Source organism: Pelagibius litoralis (assembly GCF_011683915.1).
Taxonomy (GTDB): Bacteria; Pseudomonadota; Alphaproteobacteria; order Kiloniellales; family Kiloniellaceae; genus Pelagibius; species Pelagibius litoralis.
On the sequence record NZ_JAAQPH010000002.1, the window covers coordinates 107,361 to 127,038 of the forward strand.

The following is a 19,678-nucleotide window of genomic DNA, read 5'->3' on the forward strand; positions in this document are numbered from 1 at the left end:
CGGCCTACACAATGATCATCGACAGCCACGTTCACTTCTGGCAGCTCGGCCGGGGCGATTACGACTGGATGATGGGGCCGGGCACGGAGGGGCTGGCCGGAATAAAACGGGATTTTGGCGCAGACGATCTCAGGCCGTTGACCCGCGAGGCCGGTATCGAGGGGATTCTGATGGTGCAGGCCGCCGCGACTGTCGCCGAGAGTGAATTTCTGCTGCGGCAGGCCGATGCTCATCCCGAGGTGGCCGGCGTTGTCGGCTGGGTGGCGATGGATGGTTCTGAGGCTGTTTCCAGTTTGGAAAAGCTGGCGGCCCATCCGGCATTCAAGGGGGTTCGTCCGATGATCCACGACATCGCCGATGTCGATTGGATGCTGGGCGATGACCTGACGGCCGGCTTCGAAGCGGTCATTCACCTGGACCTGACCTTCGACTGCCTGGTGCGGCCCGTCCATCTGTCCAACCTTTTGAGCCTGCTGCAGCGCCACCCGGATCTGCGGGCGGTGATCTGCCATGGCGCGAAGCCGGAGATTGCCACCGGCGGCTTTGACGGCTGGTCGAAGCACATGGCTCTGCTGGCGCACGAAACCGATGCTTTCTGTAAACTCTCCGGGCTGATCACCGAGGCGGGGCCGGGCTGGTCGCTGGAGGGCCTTCGGCCCTATGTCGACCATCTGCTGTCGGTCTTCGGGCCGGCGCGGCTGATCTGGGGCAGTGACTGGCCTGTCCTGACCCTGACCGCGGGCTATATGGATTGGTGGGAAGCGGTTGAACGCCTGCTGGCGGATCTGACGCCGACGGAAAAGGCGCAGGTGCTCGGCGGCAATGCAGTGCGGGCCTATCGCCTGTCCTGATCGCGCTTTTGTGCATGATCATCCGCTGTTCAAGCCCCTGCGGCTTCGCTACGATCACGGCCCTTACAACCAGAAAAGGAGCCTGTTGCCAGGATGACACGAATGGCTTCGCCTTCCAGATTTTGCCTGCTGGCTTTGGTTTCAACCTTCGTTTTGCTGCTGGCCGGCCAAGAGGCTGTCGCAGCCTGCAACACCTCGCCGGGTGTCGGCGTAGACTGGACGAAGTGCGAGAAGCGTCGCCTCAATCTCAGCGGCCAGGATCTCAGCAAAGGCGTTTTCGCCCACACCGATTTCGGCCGCACGGATCTGAAAGATGCCAGGTTCATCGGGGCCGACCTCAGCGAGGCCGACTTTTCCAACGCCCGGCTGACCGGGGCTGACCTCGGCAAAGCCAGGATGATCAAGACCCACGGCGACCGCGCCGACTTCGCAGAAGCGAAGCTTCAAGGCGTGGACATGACCAAGGCGGAGATGTCCCGGGCCGACTTCACTGGCGCGGACTTTACCGGTGCGGTGATGATCAAGGCGGAACTGGGGCGCTCCAACCTTTCCGGGGCCATACTGGACGGCGCCGACATGAGCCGCTCGGAAATCGCCCGCGCGATTTTCAAGGGCGCGAGCCTGGCGGGCAGTAATCTTTCCGAAGCCTACACCTATCTGGCCCGCTTTGAAGGGACCGATCTTTCGCAGACGAAAGGCCTTGTTCAATTCCAGATCGATGCGGCCTGCGGCGATGACGAAACCGTGCTGCCTGCCGGCCTGCAGCGGCCGGCCTCCTGGCCCTGCGGCGAGGAATGATGCGGACCGCCGCCGGGTTGCTGGTTCTCGGCCTGCTGCTGCAGGCCTGCAGCCCGGCCACGGAAACCTCATTCGACAGGGCAGGGCTAACGGTTCCGTTGCCCAGCTTCGCCGAGGAGACCCGCGCCAGCGGCCTGACCCATGTCTTCAGCGGGGAGCGCCGCTATGTCGTGGGGGGCGGGCTTGCCCATCTGGACTGCGATGACGACGGGATGACCGACCTCTATCTGGCCGGTGGCGCGTCGACGTCCGGGCTTTTCCGGAATCGGGGGGTGGCCGGCGGTGCCCTGAAGTTCGAGGCTGAGGCCGGGTCGCCCCTGGCGATGGACGCGGTGACCGGCGCCTACGCGCTGGATATCGACGGCGACGGCCTTCAGGATCTGGCGGTGCTGCGCTTCGGCGAGAATGTCCTGTTTCGCGGCCTGGGGGATTGCCGTTTCGAGCGCGCGAACGAAACCTGGGGTTTCGACGGCGGGGCGGCCTGGTCGACCGCTTTCGCGGCGATCTGGGAGGAAGGTGAGGCTTGGCCGACGCTGGCCATCGGCAACTACATCGACCTCGACCAGCCGGGCGCGCCCTGGGGGACCTGCTTCGACAACAGGCTGCATCGGCCGGGCCCAGGCGGTGGCTTTGCCGCGCCGCTGGCCCTGTCGCCCGGTTACTGCGCGCTTTCGATGCTGTTCACCGATTGGAACGGTGACGGGCAGGCCGATCTCAGGATCAGCAATGACCGGCAGTACTATCGCGGCGGTGAGGAGCAGCTCTGGCATGTCCGCCCGGGCGCTGCCCCGCGCCCCTATACCCGGGCGGAGGGTTGGGCGCAGCTTCAGGTCTGGGGCATGGGCATCGCCAGCCATGACGTTACCGGCGACGGCCTGCCGGATTATTTCCTGACCTCCATGGCGGACAACAAGCTGCGCACCCTGGACGGCGGCGGCGAGCGGCCGGCCTATCGCGACATCGCCTTTACCCGCGGCGTGACGGCGCACCGCCCCTATGAAGGCGATCAGAGCAAGCCCTCGACCGCCTGGCATGCCGAATTTCAGGACGTGAACAACGACACCCTGGCCGATCTCTTCGTCGCCAAAGGCAACATCGAGGCGATGGAGGATTTCGCTCTGCGGGACCCCAACAATCTTTTGCTGGGCCTGCCGGACGGCAGTTTTGCCGAGGCCGGCGGCCTGTCCGGTCTGGACAGCGGCGCGAGGGGGCGGGGTGCCGCGGTGGTCGACCTCAATGCCGACGGCCTGTTGGATGTCGTCGTGCTCAACCGCAAAGAGCCGGCGCAGGTCTGGCGCGGCCTTGGTATCGACCGCCCCGGTGACAGCGGGTCCTGGCTGCGGGTGAGGTTACGCCAGGCGTCGGGGAATCGCGACGCTGTCGGCGCCTGGGTCGAACTGCGCACGGCGGGCCGGATTCAGCGCAGGGAAGTCTTTGTCGGTGGCGGCCACGCCGGCGGCGGGACCGGCTGGCTGCACTTTGGCCTGGGCAATCAGGACTCAGCCGAAATACGGGTGCGGTGGCCTCAGGGCGATTGGGGGCCCTGGCTGGCCGTCGCCGGTGGGGAGTTTGTCGAGCTCTTCCGCGATGATGATGTCGGCGATCGGCTGACGACATCGGGCAAACCCGGCAGATAGGCCAGGATCAATCATTGAAATGATGTGATTGCATCATTTTTGGATGATCAATTTATCTCTTTTTGAGGTAAACAGCTTATTGACAGACCGGGTGCGTACGTCAAATATGGATCCAAGCAACAAGATTCGATGAAACGAACGACCGCCGCGGGATGGCCCGCCGCGGTTACTACGGGAGGAACACATGAAACACGTGATACGTGGGCTGGCTGCCGGTGTCTTGACGGCGGGCCTGGTGCTTTCGGCGGCAACCGCCGCTGTGGCGCAGACGGTTGTCGGCGTGAGCTGGTCGAACTTTCAGGAAGAACGCTGGAAGACCGACGAAGCGGCAATGAAGGCCGAACTTGAGCGGCTCGGTGCGACCTATATCAGCGCCGACGCACAAAGCTCCAATGAAAAGCAGATTGCCGATATCGAAGGACTGATCGCCCGCGGCGCAACGGCGCTGATTATTCTGGCGCAAGACGCCTCGGCCATCGTTCCGGGCATCGAAAAGGCGAAAGCGGAGGGTATTCCGGTGGTTGGTTATGACCGCCTGATCGAGGTGCCCGACGTCTTCTACCTGACCTTCGACAACAAGGAAGTCGGCCGCATCCAGGCCCGCGAGGTTCTCAAGGCCCAGCCCAAGGGCAACTACGTCTTCATCAAGGGGTCCTCGGCCGATCCCAATGCGGACTTCCTGCATTCCGGCCAGCTTGAAGTGCTGGATGCCGCCATCAAGGCGGGCGACATCAAGGTCGTGGGCGAGCAGTACACCGACGGCTGGCTGCCGGAGAATGCCCAGAAGAACATGGAGCAGATCCTGACCGCCAACGACAACAAGGTCGATGCGGTCGTGGCCTCCAACGACGGCACCGCCGGCGGCGTCGTCGCCGCCCTGACCGCACAGGGCATGGAAGGCCTGCCGGTATCCGGCCAGGACGGTGACCATGCCGCCCTGAACCGGGTGGCCAAGGGCCTGCAGACGGTCAGCGTCTGGAAGGATGCGCGGGAGCTGGGTAAAGCGGCCGCGGCGATCGCCGTCGAACTTGGCAGCGGCACCATGGCCAACAAGGTTGCTGGCGCCACCAAGTGGAGCGGCGGCCCCAAGGGGGTCACCATGGACGCGATTTTCCTGACACCCGTTCCGATTACCTCGGAGAACCTTGGTCTCGTGATCGATGCCGGTTGGGTGGGCAAGGACGTGGCCTGCCAGGGTGTCGAGGCTGCCAAAGCACCGGCTGCCTGCAAGTAATCCTGTCTGCAAGAGCAATGCGCGCGGCCGGGCTCCAGTAGGCGCCTGGCCGTTGCGCCAAAGAAGGGAAGGCCGGACCCGGGGACCGCTTTGCAAGGCCAAAGGCGGTGGGGCAAACGGGCTTTAACGAGATCATGGCAAGCGATGCCGAGTCCGAAGCTGCGCCAGGCAAGCTTCAATTAGGTCCGATGGACCAGTTCTCCCGTTTCACGGGGCTGGATACCCGGTTGCTGGCGATGCTGGGGGCGTTGGTCGTGATCTGGGTCGTCCTGAACGTGATGACCAACGGGATCTTCCTGACCCCCCGGAACCTCTACAATCTGGCGGTTCAAAGCTCGGTCGTAGGGGTCATGGCGACGGGCATGGTGCTGGTCATCGTGGCCCGCCACATCGACCTTTCGGTCGGCTCCGTTCTCGGCTTTCTCGGCATGTGCATCGCCTTCCTGCAGGTCGAGATTTTTCCGCTCGGCGCCGCCTGGAACTGGCCCGCGACAATCCTGGTCGGGCTCTTTCTCGGCGCCCTGGTCGGGGTCTGGCAGGGGTCCTGGGTGGCCTACGGCGGCGTGCCGGCTTTTGTCGTCACCCTTGGCGGCCTTTTGATGTTTCGCGGCGGCGCCTTCATGATCACCGATGGCCGCACCGTCGCCCCGCTCGATCCGACCTATCAGCTTCTGGGTGGCGGCATCGATGGTTCCATCGGTGCGACCGCCAGTCTGACGTTGGGCCTTCTCGCGGCAGCCGCGGTGGCGTTCTTCAGCCTGAAGGCGCGGGCCAAGCGGGCACGCTTCGGCTTTCCGATGAAGCCGCTCTGGGCGGAGCTGATGATGATCGTCGTCTGGTCGGCGCTGATCATCGGCTTTGTGCTGGTGATGAACGCTTACACCAAGCCGCGCAGCGATATCGCCCGGGGTATTCCGGTGCCGGTGCTGATCATGCTGGGGGTGGTCATCGTGATGACTTTCGTGACGCGCTTTACCAAGTTCGGACGCTACGTCTTTGCCATGGGCGGCAATCCCGAGGCTGCCGCGCTATCGGGTATCAATGTGAAGCGCACGACGGTGATGATCTTCGTGGTGATGGGCATGCTCTGTGCGATTGCCGCCGTCATCACCACGGCACGCCTCAACGCCGGCACCAATTCGATGGGAACCCTGGCGGAGTTGAATGTGATCGCCGCCGCGGTCATCGGCGGCACCTCTCTGGCCGGCGGCCTGGGCACCATTCCCGGCGCGATCCTGGGCGCTGTCATCATGCAGAGCCTGGATAACGGGATGGTGCTGCTGGGGGTATCCAGCGCGGTGCGCCAGATCGTCATCGGCCTGGTTTTGGTGGCGGCGGTCTGGTTCGACGTCGTCTACAACCGCAATCGGCGATAGGGGGCAGGGCGATGACCAGACCTTTGGTAGAGATGCGCAACATCTCCAAGCGCTTCGGCGGCGTGCAGGCGGTGGACGACGTGTCGGTCGACCTTTACCCCGGCGAGGTCGTCGGACTGCTCGGCCACAACGGCGCCGGCAAGTCCACGCTGATCAAGATGCTGGCGGGGGCCTACCCCTGCGACAGCGGCGAGATCTATGTGAATGGTGAGCGGGCGGTGATCGAAACCCCGCGCGATGCCCGCAGCTTCGGGATCGAGACGATCTATCAGACCCTCGCCCTGGCCGACAATCTGGATGCGCCGGCAAATCTTTTCCTGGGACGCGAGCTGATGACGGCCTTCGGTACCCTGGATGACGATGCCATGGAGCATGAGGCGCGGGCGGTGCTGCACCGCCTCAATCCCAACTTCACGAACATCAAGGACCCGGTGAAGAACATGTCCGGCGGGCAGCGCCAGTCGGTCGCCATTGCCCGGGCCATTCTCTTCAACGCCAAGATCCTGATCATGGATGAGCCGACGGCCGCACTGGGCCCTCAGGAGACGGCCATGGTCTCTGAACTGATCCAGCAGTTGAAAAAGGAAGGGATCGGCATCTTCCTGATCAGTCATGACCTGCATGATGTTTTCGATCTTTCCGACCGGGTGTCGGTGATGAAGAACGGCCGTCTTGTCGGCACCCGCCAGACCGCCAAGGTCACCAAGGATGAGGTGCTCGGTATGATCATCCTCGGCAAGCTGCCGGAAGAGGAAACGCCGGAGGATCTGGCCGCCCTGCATTGATTGATCGCGCAGGGATCCGGCGCCGCCGGAAGAATATCAGTGGTTACTCTTGAAGGTGTGATGCCCCATGACAGCGACAGCTACATATCCCAGTCTGAAAGACCGCGTCGTCTTCGTCTCCGGCGGCGGCAGCGGCATCGGTGCCTCTATCGTGGAGCATTTCTGCCGGCAGGGCGCCAGGGTCGGTTTTGTCGATGTCGATGCGCAAGGCTCCGAGACGTTGGTGGCCGATATGGCGGCGGCGGGTCATCACAAGCCGCACTTCGTGAACTGCGATCTCAGGGATATCGGCGCTTTGCGGAGCGCCATCGCAGAGGTCCGCGCGATCTTTGGGCCGATCACCGTTCTGATCAACAACGCGGCGAACGATCAGCGCCACGACATCGACGAGGTGACGCCGGAGTTCTGGGACGACCGCTTCGCCGTTAACTTGAAGCATCAGTTCTTCGCCGCGCAGGCGATCTACCCGGATATGGAGGCCGGCGGCGGTGGAACCATCGTCAACGTCGGCTCGGTTTCCTGGATGATCGGGCAGGGGGGAATGCCCTGCTATACCACGGCGAAATCGGCGGTGGCGGGCCTTACGCGCGCTTTGGCGCGGGATCTGGGGCCGAAGAACATCCGGGTCAACTGCGTGGTGCCCGGCTGGATCATGACCCAGCGCCAGATCGATCTCTGGCTGACGCCGGAAGCGGAAGCCGATCTGATGAAGAGCCAGTGCCTGAAGCGAAAGCTCTATCCCGAGGATATCGCCAAGGCCGTGCTGTTTTTCGCGTCAGAGGATTCCGGCGCCTTCACCAATCAGAGCTATGTGGCCGACGGCGGCTGGGTCTGACGGGCTGTCGTAAACACGTCGAAACTGTCCTGTAGCATCCTTCGAGACGATCCTTCGGATCTCCTCAGGATGAGGAACTTACAGAATCGGTTGACCTCATGCTGAGGAGCGAAGCGTCTCGAAGCACGAGGTCAATCTGGGAAGCTGGCTTCCGTGATGAATTAGGGTGGCTGCCGCCGCAGGCGCCGCTCGTCCACGAACGGCAGCCACCCCGTCTGAAGGCGAGGGGTGGACCCTCGCCTCAGCTTGTTCGGTGGCGGTCAGTTCGTGGTCTTGGGTGACCCCGGCAGAGCGGCTTTCTGTTTTTTGTACTCGGCGACCTTTGCTTTCAGTGTGCGGTGTTCGTCGCATCCGAAGAAGCAGAGTGAATCGAGTTTGTCGAGCTGGGCTTCGGCTTTCTCGATCTCGCCGGTGGTCAGATAGAGTTCGCCGAGATACTCGTGTGCGCCGCGATGACTGGGGTCCAGGGCGAGCGCGCGCTGATAGTGTACGAGGGCGACCTCGTAGTTTCCGAGCTTGCGGTTGGTGTAGCCGAGATAGTTGAAGATATCGGCATTCTTGGGCTGGCGCTCGGCGACTTTCGTCAGCAATTCGATGGCGCCTTGATAGTCGCCGTCTTTGATCCGCTTCTCGGCAAGGACATAATCTTTGTCGGCGGCCTCGGTGCTTTCGCTGCTGCCCCAATTGCCGGCGGCCATGGCCGGCGCCGCTGAAATCCCCAGGCCTGCGGCCAGGGCGGCGGCAACGAGCAGGTTGCGGGCTTTGATCGCCAGGCGATCGCTGCTGCCTTTGGTGTTTCCGTCCATGGTTTCTACCTTTCTTGCGTAATCTGGGCGCGTCTCGGTGCAGGTGCTGTGCTGCTTTGTCCCTAACTACGCAAGTCGGTGGAGATCAGTTTCACGGATTTAATAAGGAAAAGACGATGTAAGCCGCGACGGCGGCTTGCCTGTCCAGGGACGAAGAATCTATGGGGCCAAGACGCCGAATTCCCGGGAATCCTATTATCTTCCGGGGGTTTCTGCGTTAAAAGCGCTCACCAACTTAAAAAAAAACGTGTTCCAGCGGCGCACTCGGTACCGGTATCCGGGCCAGAGATCGTCCATCAAGGGGCCTATTCGCGGCGGCGCGTGCCTGCGCCTGTATCGGTGGAATCAGGGGGACTAGAGAGTAACTGATGGTCAAAAGTCCATTTGAGACCCCGGAGGAGCACGTCGATACTTCACCGGCGGTCGCCGACGACGTCAAACAGACGACCTGTTACATGTGCGCCTGCCGTTGCGGCATCAACGTTTACCTCAAGGACGACAAGGTCCGCTATATCGAGGGCAATCCCGACCATCCGGTAAACAAAGGTATCCTCTGCGCCAAGGGTTCAGCCGGTATCATGCAGCACAATTCGCCGGCGCGGCTGTCCAAGCCGCTGCTGCGGGTTGGCGAACGCGGGTCCGGCGAGTTCAAGGAGATCGAGTGGGAAGAGGCCCTGGGCCTGGCCAGCGAATGGCTTGGATCGATCAGGACCAGCGATCCGCGAAAGCTGGCGTTCTTCACCGGCCGGGACCAGAGCCAGTCCTTGACCGGGTGGTGGGCCGCTCAGTTCGGCACGCCCAATTTTGCCGCCCACGGCGGGTTCTGCTCGGTCAACATGGCTGCTGCCGGGCTCTACACCATCGGCGGCTCGTTCTGGGAATTCGGCGAGCCGGATTGGGATCACACACGCTATTTCATGCTCTTCGGTGTCGCTGAGGATCATGATTCCAACCCCATCAAGGCTGGCCTCGGCAAGCTGAAGACACTGGGCCAGGCCAAGTTCGTTTCGGTCAACCCGGTGAAGACCGGCTATTCGGCGATTGCCGACGAGTGGATCGGCCTCAGACCCGGCACCGACGGGCTCTTCGTCATGGCGCTGATCCATGAGTTGTTGAAGGCGGAGAAGATCGATTGGGAGTTTCTCGGCCGCTATACCAACGCCACCTGGCTGGTGATTGACGATCCCGGCGCCGAAGATGACGGCCTTTTCGTCCGCAACAGTGAAGGTGCGGCCCTGTGCTGGGATGCCGGGCGGGGCGCCGCGGTGCCGGCCGCCGATGTCTCCGCCAACGCCGCGGTCGTCGGCCGCTACACGCTGCCCGATGGCCGTGTGGCTGTTCCGTCGTTCGAACTTCTTGCCAAACGCTACCTCGATCCGAGCTATGCGCCTGAAGCCGTTGCGGAGCAGATCGGGCTTCCGGTCGATACCATTAAACGCATCGCCGCCGAGTTGGCGGAAGCGGCTTTTGAGAAAGAGGTCGTGCTGGATATCCCCTGGACCGATTGGGCGGGCCGTCGCCATGAGCGTATGGTGGGACGGCCGGTCTCGATGCATGCCATGCGGGGAATTTCGGCGCATTCGAACGGTTTCCACACCTGTCGGGCCATTCACCTGCTGCAGGTCCTGCTCGGTTCGATCGATTGTCCCGGGGGCTTCGGCTACAAGGCGCCCTACCCGAAGCTGATCCCGCCGAGCCCGCTGCCGGCCGGCAAGTCGGTGTCGCCGAACACGCCGATCGCCGGCATGCCGCTGGGCTTTCCGCTGGGGCCCGATGACCTGCTGGTCGACGATGCCGGGCAGCCGCTGCGCCTCGATAAAGCCTATAGCTGGGATTATCCGCTCGCCGCCCATGGCTTGATGCACATGGTGATCCACAATGCCTGGGCGGGCGATCCTTACCCTGTCGATGTCTTGATGATGTACATGGCGAACATGGGGTGGAATTCCTCCATGAACGTTCAGGGCACGCTCAGCTATCTGACCGACAAGGACCCGGAGACCGGGGACTACAAGATCCCCAAGATCATCTACTCCGATGCCTACTACTCCGAAATGGTGCCCTATGCGGATCTGATCCTGCCGGACACCACCTATCTTGAGCGCTGGGACTGTATCTCGCTGCTCGACCGCCCGATCAGCTCGGCCCATGGCCCGGGCGATGCCATCCGCCAGCCGGTCTGCAAGCCGGATCGCGATGTCCGGCCTTTTCAGGAGGTGCTGATCGACCTGGGTGTGCGCCTGGGCCTGCCGGGCCTTACCGAGGAAGACGGCAGCGCCAAGTACCCCGGCGGGTATCCGGACTACATCGTCAATCACGAGCGTTCGCCCGGGATCGGCCCCCTGGCCGGCTGGCGCGGTGCCGATGGCGAACAACAGGGGACCGGCAGCGCCAACCCGGACCAGCTGCAGCGCTACATTGAGAACGGCTGTTTCTGGACCCACAAGCTGGAGCCCTCGCAGCTCTACTTCAAGCATTCAAACCGGGACTATCTGGCCTACGCCAAGCAGATGGGATGGATTCCGACGGAAGAGCCCATCACCATGCAGCTCTATAGCGAGATCCTGCAGAAGTTCCGCCTGGCGGCACGTGGCCACGGCAAGAACCAGCCGCCCGAGGCCCAGCGGGCACGGATCGAAGCTTATTTCGATCCGCTGCCGATCTGGTATGCGCCCTTTGAGGAAGCCGCCGTTGAGGGCGAGGGTTATGACCTTCATGCCATCACCCAGCGGCCCATGCACATGTACCATTCCTGGGGGTCGCAGAACGCCTGGCTACGGCAGATCACGGCGCGCAACAGGCTTTTCGTGCATCCCGAGACGGCGGAAAAGAACGGCATCGAGGACGAGGACTGGGTCTGGGTGATCAGTCACCACGGCAGGGTGAAGGGCCAGGTCCGCGTGATGCACGGTGTGAACCCCGAGACGGTCTGGACCTGGAATGCGATCGGCAAGCGCCGCGGCGCCTGGGCCTTGGATGAGGACGCGCCCGAGAGCAATAAAGGTTTTCTGCTGAACCATATTATTTCCGAGCTTTTGCCGGCGCGCGAAGGGGGTACCCGCTATTCCAATTCCGACCCGGTGACCGGTCAAGCCGCCTGGTACGACCTGCGGGTCCGCCTGGAGCGCTGTGATCCGGCGGAGGCCAGTGTCACCGAGCCCCTCTTCGACCCGGTGAAGCGGCCGCCCGGGGCGCCGCGTGAACAGCCGGCGGTCCTACGCTACGGCGCCGACCTGAAGGGGCAGGACAATCCGCGCTCCGATGACCATCTGCCGGCGCAGGAGTGGATCGGCAACCGCCATGAAGTCGCGCGGACCGTGCCCGGCGTGGCGGACGGGCGCGGCAACCAGAAGCGTGAAGCTGCGGCGCCGGCCCCAAGCGTTCCGAAAACCGAAGTCACGCCGGAGGGTGGGGTATGACCTCGTTACCGACAGAAAGCGGAGACACCAAGCTCGGCCTCGTCATCGACCTCGATATCTGTGTCGGCTGTCATGCCTGCGCGGTGAACTGCAAGGAGTGGAACACCAGCGGCCATTCCGCGCCTTTAACGGACAAGGACCCCTACGGGGCCGATCCGACGGGCGTGTGGTTCAACCGCATCCACACTTTCGAGGTAGTGCAGGAGGCTGGAGACAGCCGGACGGTTCATTTTCCGAAGTCCTGCCTGCATTGCGAGGAAGCGCCCTGTGTCACGGTCTGTCCCACCGGCGCCTCCTACAAGCGGGCGGAAGACGGCATCGTCCTGGTGAATGCCGAGGCCTGCATCGGCTGCAAACTCTGTTCCTGGGCCTGTCCCTACGGCGCGCGCGAGTACGACGAGGACGCAGGGGTGATGAAGAAATGCACGCTCTGTGTCGACAAGATCTACAACGAGAACCTGCCGGAACGCAGCCGGGTTCCCGCCTGTGTCTCGACCTGTCCGGCCGGTGCCCGGCATTTCGGCGATCTGGGCGATCCAACATCGGAAGTCTCGCTTCTGGTGGCAGCGCGCGATGGCTTCGAGCTGATGCCGGAGCAGGACTGCAAGCCGGTGAACCGCTATCTGCCGCCACGCCCCAAGGTATCACCCGATGAGGCGACAAGCGCGGCGCCTTTGATTGCGGCAAACTTCGACGATGGATCGGCGGGCCTTCTGGCGCGCTGGGTCGACCGTCTGCTGACCCGCTGATTGGGAGCCGAAGCGTGCATCCAGCCAAATCGGTCATTCTCTTCACCACCGCGTCGGGCGCCGGCTATGGGCTGATCGCCTGGTTCGGCCTGTTCGGCGCCTTCGGCTTGCTGCCGGCGGAACTTTGGATGGGGCTGCTGGGATTCGGGATCGGCTTTGGCCTGATCGTTCTCGGCCTGCTCTCTTCGACCTTCCACCTGGGCCATCCGGAGCGCGCCTGGCGTGCGCTTAGCCAGTGGCGTTCGTCCTGGCTGTCGCGCGAAGGGGTGGCTGCGGTATTCACATTTCTGCCCGCCGGCCTTTTTGCCCTGGCCTGGGTTCTGCTTGGGCGCAACGATGGCCTGGCGGGATTGATCGGCCTGCTGGCCAGCCTGAGCTGCGTGGTCACGGTGGCCTGCACGGCGATGATCTATGCGTCGCTCAGGACCATAAGGGCCTGGCACTCAGCCTGGACCCTGCCGATCTACCTTTTGATGGCGGCGCTCTCCGGCGCGCTTCTGCTGCAGGTTTTCCTGTCGCTCTGGCAGGTGCCCCTCGGCCGGGTCTTTCCCTGGGCGATCCTGATCCTCTTCGGTCTGACCCTGGGTGCCAAGCTGCTCTACTGGCGTTCTCTCGCGTCGGAGGAGGGGGGCAGCACCGCCGAGTCGGCGACCGGTCTGGGGGATCTGGGAAAGGTTCGGCTCTTGGAAGCGCCGCACAGCGAGAGCAACTATCTGATGCAGGAGATGGGCTTCCGCATCGCCCGCAGGCATGCGGAAAAGCTGCGTCGGATTGTCTTGCTTGCCGGCTTTTGCGCACCCGCCCTCCTGATCCTCCTGGCGCTTCTGATGCCAGGGGTTCCGGGGGTTGTCGCGACCTTGATAGCCGTTGCGCTCTTTGCCGCAGGGCTGGTTGTCGAGCGTTGGCTGTTCTTCGCCGAGGCAAAGCACGTGGTAACCCTTTACTATGGAGAAAGCCGCGCCTAGCTGGGGGTTGTTTCGGGGTTCCGGTGCGTTGTTGGAACGATTCCATTGCGATGCACCATCGGCAGACGATAAGCTGCAGTATCTTGGATCGGCCCCGGGGTAGGGGCCTCTGGAAAGCCGAATTTTCTGATGAACATCTACCTGCCCATCGCAGAAATCTCTGTGAATGTATTTCTGCTGTTGGGTATGGGCGGCGGTGTCGGTTTTCTCTCAGGTCTTTTCGGGGTGGGCGGCGGTTTCCTGATGACGCCGCTGCTGATCTTCATCGGGGTTGCCCCGGCCGTCGCCGTTGCGACGGAAGCCAATCAGATCATGGCCGCTTCGGTTTCCGGTGTCTTGGCGCATTGGCGCCGCGGCAACGTGGATTTCCGTATGGGGGGCGTTCTGCTGCTCGGCGGTACGCTGGGCTCGGTCTTCGGTGTCTGGCTCTTCACCTTCCTGCGCGGCCTGGGCCAGTTGGATCTGGTGATCTCCCTCTGTTACGTCGTACTGCTGGGCGTCGTCGGATCATTGATGTTCGTGGAGAGCAGCCGCGCGCTCTTTCGCCGACGCCGGCAGGCCGACGTCCGGCGCAAGCTGCATCAGCACCATTGGATGCACGGCCTTCCCTTCAAGATGCGCTTTCGCAAGTCCAAGCTTTATATCTCGGCTTTGCTGCCGATTCTGATCGGCTTCATCGTCGGTGTCCTGGCGGCGATCATGGGTGTCGGCGGCGGCTTCATCATGGTGCCGGCCATGATCTATCTCCTGGGCATGCCGACTTCGGTGGTTGTGGGCACCTCGCTGTTCCAGATCATCTTCGTCACCGGCACCGTCACCTTTCTTCAGGCGACGCAGAATCAGACCGTTGACGCGCTCCTGGCCCTGATACTGCTGACCGGTGGTGTGATCGGCGCGCAGATCGGCACCCGGGTCGGCACCCGGCTGCGCGGCGAGCAATTGCGCGTGCTGCTTGCTCTGTTGGTCCTGGGGGTTTGCGGCAAGCTGCTCTTTGATCTGGTGGCGACGCCCGGCGATCTCTTCATCATCGCAGACAGCGTCGGAGGGCATTGAGATGAGACTCGGCCCCATTTTGCTGTCCCTGGGCATCATGGCCCTGGCGATGCCGACGTCGGCGCAGAATCCTTTGGTCGCCGATCTCTCTGAACACCAGATCCAGATCACCACGGGGTTCACGGGAACCGATGTACTGCTCTTCGGTACTGTCGAATCCAATAGCGACGTCGTGGTGGTGGTGCGGGGGCCGGAGGTGGATACCACGGTTTGGCGCAGGGATCGCTATGCGGGGATCTGGGTGAACGACCAGCGGGTTGTTTTTGAATCGGTGCCGAGTTTTTACGCGGTTCGAAGCAGTGCTGAACTGGACGAGGTTGCCAGCGATACCGTCCGGGCCCGGCACAGCATGGGGGCTAATTTCCTGCGCCTGCGCCCGCAGGACCGCTCTGTATCGGCTGCGGATCTAAAGGCTTTCAAGGCCGGATTGATTCGTAACAAGCGGCGGCAGGGGCTCTTCGCGCCTGAGGGTGAGGGGATCAGTTTTCTTGGCGGAGAGCTGTTCCGGACCCGTCTGTTCTTTCCGTCCAATGTGCCAACCGGGTTCTACGACATCGAAGTCTTCATGATGCGCGAGGGCCGCGTTGCCCATGCACAGACCACGCCCTTGATCGTCAGCAAGGCAGGCCTGGGCGCCGATGTGTTCTATTTCGCGCACAACTACTCGGCTTTCTACGGGCTCCTGGCGATCCTTCTGGCCGTTGCCGCCGGCGCCCTCGCCGCCTTCGTATTCCGAAAGAACTAAAGCACTCGTCTACTTGGCGCATTCGCCCGGTCGGCAGGGCGAAAGCCGAGAGTCGCTACGCGGTCTGAGTGAAGGTACCCGGTCCCAGGACGGCCGGGCCTTCTTCGATGGCGCGCCAGGCCAGCGCGTGCAAGCTGGTCATACTCTTGGAGTCTGAGAGGAGATCGCGCTTTTCCTCCTTGCTCAGGCTGGCGGGCCCCTGTTCCTGGAGACGGGCGATGAGCGCATCCAGGCGCAGTCTTTCGCTTCGGCTGCGCCTTTCGCCTTTAAGCAGGGTAAGATGCAGGGCATTGACGAAAGGATCTGCGATTGCCCGCTCGAAAAGTGCGCCTTTCGCGGTTCCGCCGTGGTCTTCCGCCGCGGACTTGGCGAGGCGCCTGGTCAGGTCCTGCAGCACCCGTGGCGGATCGGTTTCGCAGGGCGTCAGAAAGATGCCCCAGCGCAGCAGCCGCTGGCCGACATCGACGCGGCTCGTGAAGCGCGAGAGGGGAATGGAGAGGGCCGGGCCAAGCAACACCGGCGTGAGCCAGAAGAAGAACTCGGGGACGTAGGTGAAGCTCAGCCAGCCGGCGACCAGAGCAACGGCGCAGTGGCCGAAATGGGCCGCGGTGGCCTCCGCCCAGGAAGTTTCGCCGTCATCGCGCTGCTGGGCCGCCCAGCGCACCGAACGCCCGGCGAGGATCGAGACCACGAAACTCATCTGGAACAGCATCAGGATGGGCGCCAGCAGAATGGACGTCAGGCTTTCAAGCAGCAGGCTGAGGCCCGCCTTGAGCGCGCCGCCATGGGCGAGCAAGCGGCGGCGGTCCAGGAACAGGGCCAAGTACCCCAGAAGTTTCGGCAGATAGAGGATCGACAGGGTGATCGCCAGCAAAGTGGTCGCTTCGAAGGCATAGGAAACCGGCCAGTTCGGAAAGAGGTTCCCGTCGATGAAGTAACTGTGCTCGATCTGTCCTTGCCGCCACGCTTCCAGCCCTGAAAGCAGCAGCAGCAGGAACCAGAAAACCGACGACAGGTACGACATGATCCCCATGCCGAGGTGGAGCCGGCTCAGCGGCTTGAGGCCTTCTGCGAAGACAATGCGGAGGTGCTGGAGGTTGCCCTGGCACCAGCGGCGGTCGCGCTTGGCATGGTCGATCAGGGTAGGGGGCGGCTCCTCGAAACTGCCGGAAAGATCGTCGGCCAGCCAGACTTCCCAGCCGGCACGCCTCAGCAAGGCCGCCTCGACGAAATCGTGACTGAGGATCTCGCCGCCAAAGGGCTCACGGCCGGGCAGGTTGGGCAGGCCGCAATGCGCCATGAACGGCGCCAGGCGGATAATGGCGTTATGGCCCCAGTAGTTCGATCCGCCTTCGAACCAGAAGCTGAGTCCGGTCGCAAAGATGGGTCCGAAAACACTGGCGGCGAACTGCTGGCTGCGGGCAAAGAGCGATTCGCGCAGGACCGGAACCGGCGGCACCTGGATCAGCCCCACCTGCGGATTCGCATCCATGCGCCGGACCAGCTGAACCAGGCACTGGCCGGACATGATGCTGTCGGCGTCGAGGACGATCATATAGTCGTAGAGGTAGCCCCATGACTCGCAGAAATCGGCGATGTTGCCGCTCTTTCGGGCAAGATTCTTCGGTCGGTGCCGATAGTAGACGGGGAGCTTTCCGGCAAACTCGCGGTTCAGGCGGCTCCAGGCCAGCTCCTCGGCCAGCCAGACTTCCGGATCGGTGCTGTCGCTCAGGATGAACAGATCAAAGCGGCCTTCGGCGCTGCATTGCAACAGCGACTGCAGGGTTGCTTGAAGCCCGGCAAGCACACGCTCGGGATCTTCGTTGTAGACCGGCATCACCAGGGCCGTTCTGGAAGCCGGCTGATCCGCTTGCGCTGCGGCTTTCATCGGTCCGTCGCCGCTGCACAGCCTGTGGCCGTGGCGGCCGATGAGGTGTAGGACAAAGCCCGCGCAGGACGTCCAGAAAGCGGTGGTGATCCAGGCAAAGAGCAGCCCGAAGAGGGCCAGGATACCGAGCTCCAGAATTGAAAAGCCTTCGGCCGCCAGAATCGTTCCCAGAACCAGGACGGCGCCCGTCGTGGAAGCCGTTACCAGGCTGAACAGTATTGCCCGGCGTATTCGGGGCAGGCGGGAAGTCAGGTTCATTTTAAGGGACAAAGACGACCGCCAGGCAACACAGGCTGATCATCACGCCCTGCGCAGGGCGCCAGATACTGGGTGATCCAAGCCAAGCCAACCGCGGGCGCCAGGTCGAAAGCGCCTGGGCCGGCATGGGGCGGCGGCTCGGCAGGGGGCTTCCCCAGTTGGCTGTTCGGTCCAGTTGCGCCTTCAGGGGCTGCGGTACCGTGCCATAACCTTGTGCGATCCGGCCCCTGCAAAGCAGATCGGGCTGCACATCGATCTGGTGTTCGCCAGAAAGGACCGTATCGACGGCAGCGATCAGCGCCTGCCAGTCGGGTTTGCCGGATTGCGGAAGTTGATCCCGTAAGCTGTGGAGGACTGCCCTGGCAAGGCGGTGGCGCGCGGACTCGCCGTTTACACCAGCGGCCTGAAGGTAACGGTCGAGCCCGGTCAGAAGCCGCGCGCGTGCCATCTCATCGCCGCCGCTCGAGGAATCAGTCTGTTTTGCCGGCATCAACTGCGTTTCCAAAGATAGCTCCATGTCTCAGTCAGGGCGTGATCCTGGTCTTTCATAAAGGCGCGCAGCTCGACGGCCTCCCTGTCCTCGGGGTCGAGTTCGAAGAGGGCGATCCAGGTTCCGGTTGCTTCGTTCCTGCGGCTGTGCGGATTGAGAATCCGGCCGGCGGAGGCGCTGACCACCAGCTCGACGCCGCCCTCATCTGAAATCTGGGTCAAGGGCCCGCCGGCGAACTCCAGTGCGAAGCGCCGCCGTCCTGTTTCGGATCCGGCACCCTCCCGGGTTGCCAGGGCGCGGCCGGTATTCGGAAAGTCCGGGTATCCCTCGGCAAACCGCAGGCGATAGGCAAAGGGCCATTCCTGGCCGGGTTCAACGGGTTTCTCGGGCACCCAGAGCAGGGCGATATTGTCGTAGCGCTCCGCATCGCTGGGAATTTCGATCAACTGCACGATACCGCTCCCCCAATCGCCCTGAGGTTCGATCCAGGCGCTGGGGCGCCTTTCGTAGTTGAGATCGAGATCCTGGTAGTGCCTTGTATCGCGGTCGCGCTGCAGCAGGCCGAAGCCACGCGGGCTTTCGTTCTGGAAGGAGCTGATCTGCAGCTCGTTGCGGTTGGTCAGCGGCCGCCAAATCCACTCGCCCCCCTTGGAGGCCATCAAGAGACCGTCGGAGTCGTGAACCTCGGGTCTGAGATCGTCCATCGGACGGGTGGAGTTTTCGCCATAGAGGAACATCGACGTCAGCGGCGCGATGCCGAGTTTCTCCACCGCCTGGCGGGTGAAAACGCTGGCGCGAACCTCCATCTTCGATTCCGCCCCGGGTGTCAGAGTGAACTGATAGGCGCCGGTGACGCTGATGCTGTCCAACAGGGCGAAGATCTCGATCGACTGCGCATCGGGTGTCGGCTTTTGGATCCAGAACTCTTTGAAGTAGGGGAACTCTTCCTTCTTTGAGAGGCCGGTATCGATGGCCAGGCCACGGGCCGAGAGTCCGAAGTGTTGGCCGGCGCCGAGCACACGGAAGTAACTGGCGCCCAGGAACACTGCCGCTTCGTCGAAGTGATCGCTTCGATTTAACGGGTGAAGAAGCCGGAAGCCGGCAAAGCCCAGATCCTCCGGCGCTCCGTCAATGTCGGTATTGGCATAGTCGAACAGTGTGGAAGAGTAAGGGATTGCCGAAACCTGCTGCCCATCGATGACACTGATCTTCACCTCCTGACGGAAGTACGAGCCACGATGGAAAAACTGCATCTGGAAGGGCAACTGGTCGTCGCGCCAGATAGAGGCCTCCGGACGGAAGCGGATCGCGTGATACTGCTCCGGCGTGAGTTCACCCAGTTTTTCGGGCAGGGGTATGGAATCAACCGGCTCATGCGGCTGCGACGCCAGTTGGGCTGCCTTTGCGCGGAGTTGCGTGAGACTGAAGGGGCTGCCCGGCATGGCACGGTCCCATTGACCGGCAGCCGAAGCCTGGGCGGAAGAAAGCCCCAGTTGCGCCACACCCAGGGTGCTCGCGCTTATACCGGCAAGGAAAGTTCGCCGATCAACCTTTTGTATTGACACGCCTTCCTCTCAAATCCAGGCAGCCGAAAAACAGACCGTCCGGCCTCTGGAAGTTGCGGCAACAGTAGCTTGGCGGTCGAATTTGATCACACGCCTCTCCCCTTGCCCGGGTTTTTGTTGTTGGTCTCTACCGTCTATAGACCGGGCAACCCCTGGTCATATTCCAAGGGTTGATAGGTGTCGGTCAAAGTTACTTCGCTATGATTTTGAAATTCTGGCCTTAG

The 19,678-nt window shown here is 62.8% G+C and carries 16 protein-coding genes; 12 read left to right on the forward strand and 4 right to left on the reverse strand.

The window, feature by feature from the left end; genetic code table 11:
• The first annotated feature begins 11 nt into the window (after positions 1-11).
• The 7 genes from HBA54_RS02640 to HBA54_RS02670 all read left to right on the forward strand — a co-directional run bounded on the left by HBA54_RS02640 (position 12) and on the right by HBA54_RS02670 (position 7,516).
• The gene (locus HBA54_RS02640) at positions 12-851 is read left to right on the forward strand and encodes an amidohydrolase family protein (RefSeq protein ID WP_167221093.1); all 840 of its coding nucleotides are present in this window, start codon (positions 12-14) and stop codon (positions 849-851) included.
• Positions 852-953: 102 nt separating this feature from the next.
• Positions 954-1,649, forward strand: coding sequence for a pentapeptide repeat-containing protein (locus HBA54_RS02645; RefSeq protein ID WP_167221095.1), 696 nt, complete (start codon positions 954-956; stop codon positions 1,647-1,649).
• Complete coding sequence (locus tag HBA54_RS02650; RefSeq protein WP_167221097.1) at positions 1,646-3,286, forward strand: CRTAC1 family protein; 1,641 nt, start codon at positions 1,646-1,648, stop codon at positions 3,284-3,286. The genes HBA54_RS02645 and HBA54_RS02650 overlap by 4 nt, the downstream gene beginning before the upstream one ends.
• 184 nt (positions 3,287-3,470) lie before the next feature.
• Entirely contained in the window at positions 3,471-4,520 is a 1,050-nt protein-coding gene (gene xylF, locus HBA54_RS02655; protein ID WP_167221099.1) for a D-xylose ABC transporter substrate-binding protein, read from the forward strand.
• A gap of 134 nt (positions 4,521-4,654) precedes the next feature.
• Positions 4,655-5,896, forward strand: a complete 1,242-nt coding sequence (locus HBA54_RS02660) for a sugar ABC transporter permease (RefSeq protein ID WP_167221101.1) — start codon at positions 4,655-4,657, stop codon at positions 5,894-5,896.
• 11 nt (positions 5,897-5,907) lie between these two features.
• On the forward strand, positions 5,908-6,681 hold the full coding sequence (locus HBA54_RS02665; RefSeq protein ID WP_167221103.1) for an ATP-binding cassette domain-containing protein: 774 nt from the start codon (positions 5,908-5,910) through the stop codon (positions 6,679-6,681).
• 67 nt (positions 6,682-6,748) lie between these two features.
• A complete protein-coding gene (locus tag HBA54_RS02670; protein WP_167221105.1) occupies positions 6,749-7,516 on the forward strand; it encodes an SDR family NAD(P)-dependent oxidoreductase in 768 nt (255 codons plus the stop codon).
• A 260-nt stretch (positions 7,517-7,776) separates the two neighbouring features.
• Here HBA54_RS02670 and HBA54_RS02675 read toward each other — a convergent pair whose 3' ends face one another.
• A complete protein-coding gene (locus HBA54_RS02675) occupies positions 7,777-8,322 on the reverse strand; it encodes a tetratricopeptide repeat protein (protein ID WP_167221107.1) in 546 nt (181 codons plus the stop codon).
• 368 nt (positions 8,323-8,690) lie between these two features.
• Between HBA54_RS02675 and HBA54_RS02680 the strand changes: the two genes are divergently transcribed.
• From HBA54_RS02680 to HBA54_RS02700, 5 genes are all read left to right on the forward strand, one after another.
• Positions 8,691-11,741 carry a molybdopterin oxidoreductase family protein gene (locus HBA54_RS02680; protein WP_167221109.1) on the forward strand — a complete coding sequence of 1,017 codons (3,051 nt, stop codon included), beginning with the start codon at positions 8,691-8,693 and terminating at the stop codon, positions 11,739-11,741.
• Positions 11,738-12,490, forward strand: coding sequence for a 4Fe-4S dicluster domain-containing protein (locus HBA54_RS02685; RefSeq protein WP_167221111.1), 753 nt, complete (start codon positions 11,738-11,740; stop codon positions 12,488-12,490). Before HBA54_RS02680 ends, HBA54_RS02685 begins: the two co-directional genes overlap by 4 nt.
• Before the next feature lie 14 nt (positions 12,491-12,504).
• Positions 12,505-13,455: a dimethyl sulfoxide reductase anchor subunit family protein gene (locus HBA54_RS02690; RefSeq protein ID WP_167221113.1), complete on the forward strand. Its 951-nt coding sequence runs from the start codon at positions 12,505-12,507 to the stop codon at positions 13,453-13,455.
• 129 nt (positions 13,456-13,584) lie between these two features.
• Positions 13,585-14,508: a sulfite exporter TauE/SafE family protein gene (locus tag HBA54_RS02695; protein ID WP_167221115.1), complete on the forward strand. Its 924-nt coding sequence runs from the start codon at positions 13,585-13,587 to the stop codon at positions 14,506-14,508.
• Position 14,509: 1 nt separating this feature from the next.
• A complete protein-coding gene (locus HBA54_RS02700) occupies positions 14,510-15,253 on the forward strand; it encodes a TIGR02186 family protein (protein ID WP_167221117.1) in 744 nt (247 codons plus the stop codon).
• A gap of 55 nt (positions 15,254-15,308) precedes the next feature.
• Here HBA54_RS02700 and mdoH read toward each other — a convergent pair whose 3' ends face one another.
• The 3 genes from mdoH to HBA54_RS02715 are packed head-to-tail and all read right to left on the reverse strand — an operon-like array spanning position 15,309 to position 19,454.
• Entirely contained in the window at positions 15,309-17,399 is a 2,091-nt protein-coding gene (mdoH, locus tag HBA54_RS02705) for a glucans biosynthesis glucosyltransferase MdoH (RefSeq protein ID WP_167221119.1), read from the reverse strand.
• 1 nt (position 17,400) lies between these two features.
• Complete coding sequence (locus HBA54_RS02710; protein ID WP_167221121.1) at positions 17,401-17,889, reverse strand: hypothetical protein; 489 nt, start codon at positions 17,887-17,889, stop codon at positions 17,401-17,403.
• Positions 17,889-19,454: an OpgD/OpgG family glucan biosynthesis protein gene (locus HBA54_RS02715; protein WP_205944374.1), complete on the reverse strand. Its 1,566-nt coding sequence runs from the start codon at positions 19,452-19,454 to the stop codon at positions 17,889-17,891. Before HBA54_RS02715 ends, HBA54_RS02710 begins: the two co-directional genes overlap by 1 nt.
• Positions 19,455-19,678 lie beyond the last annotated feature (224 nt).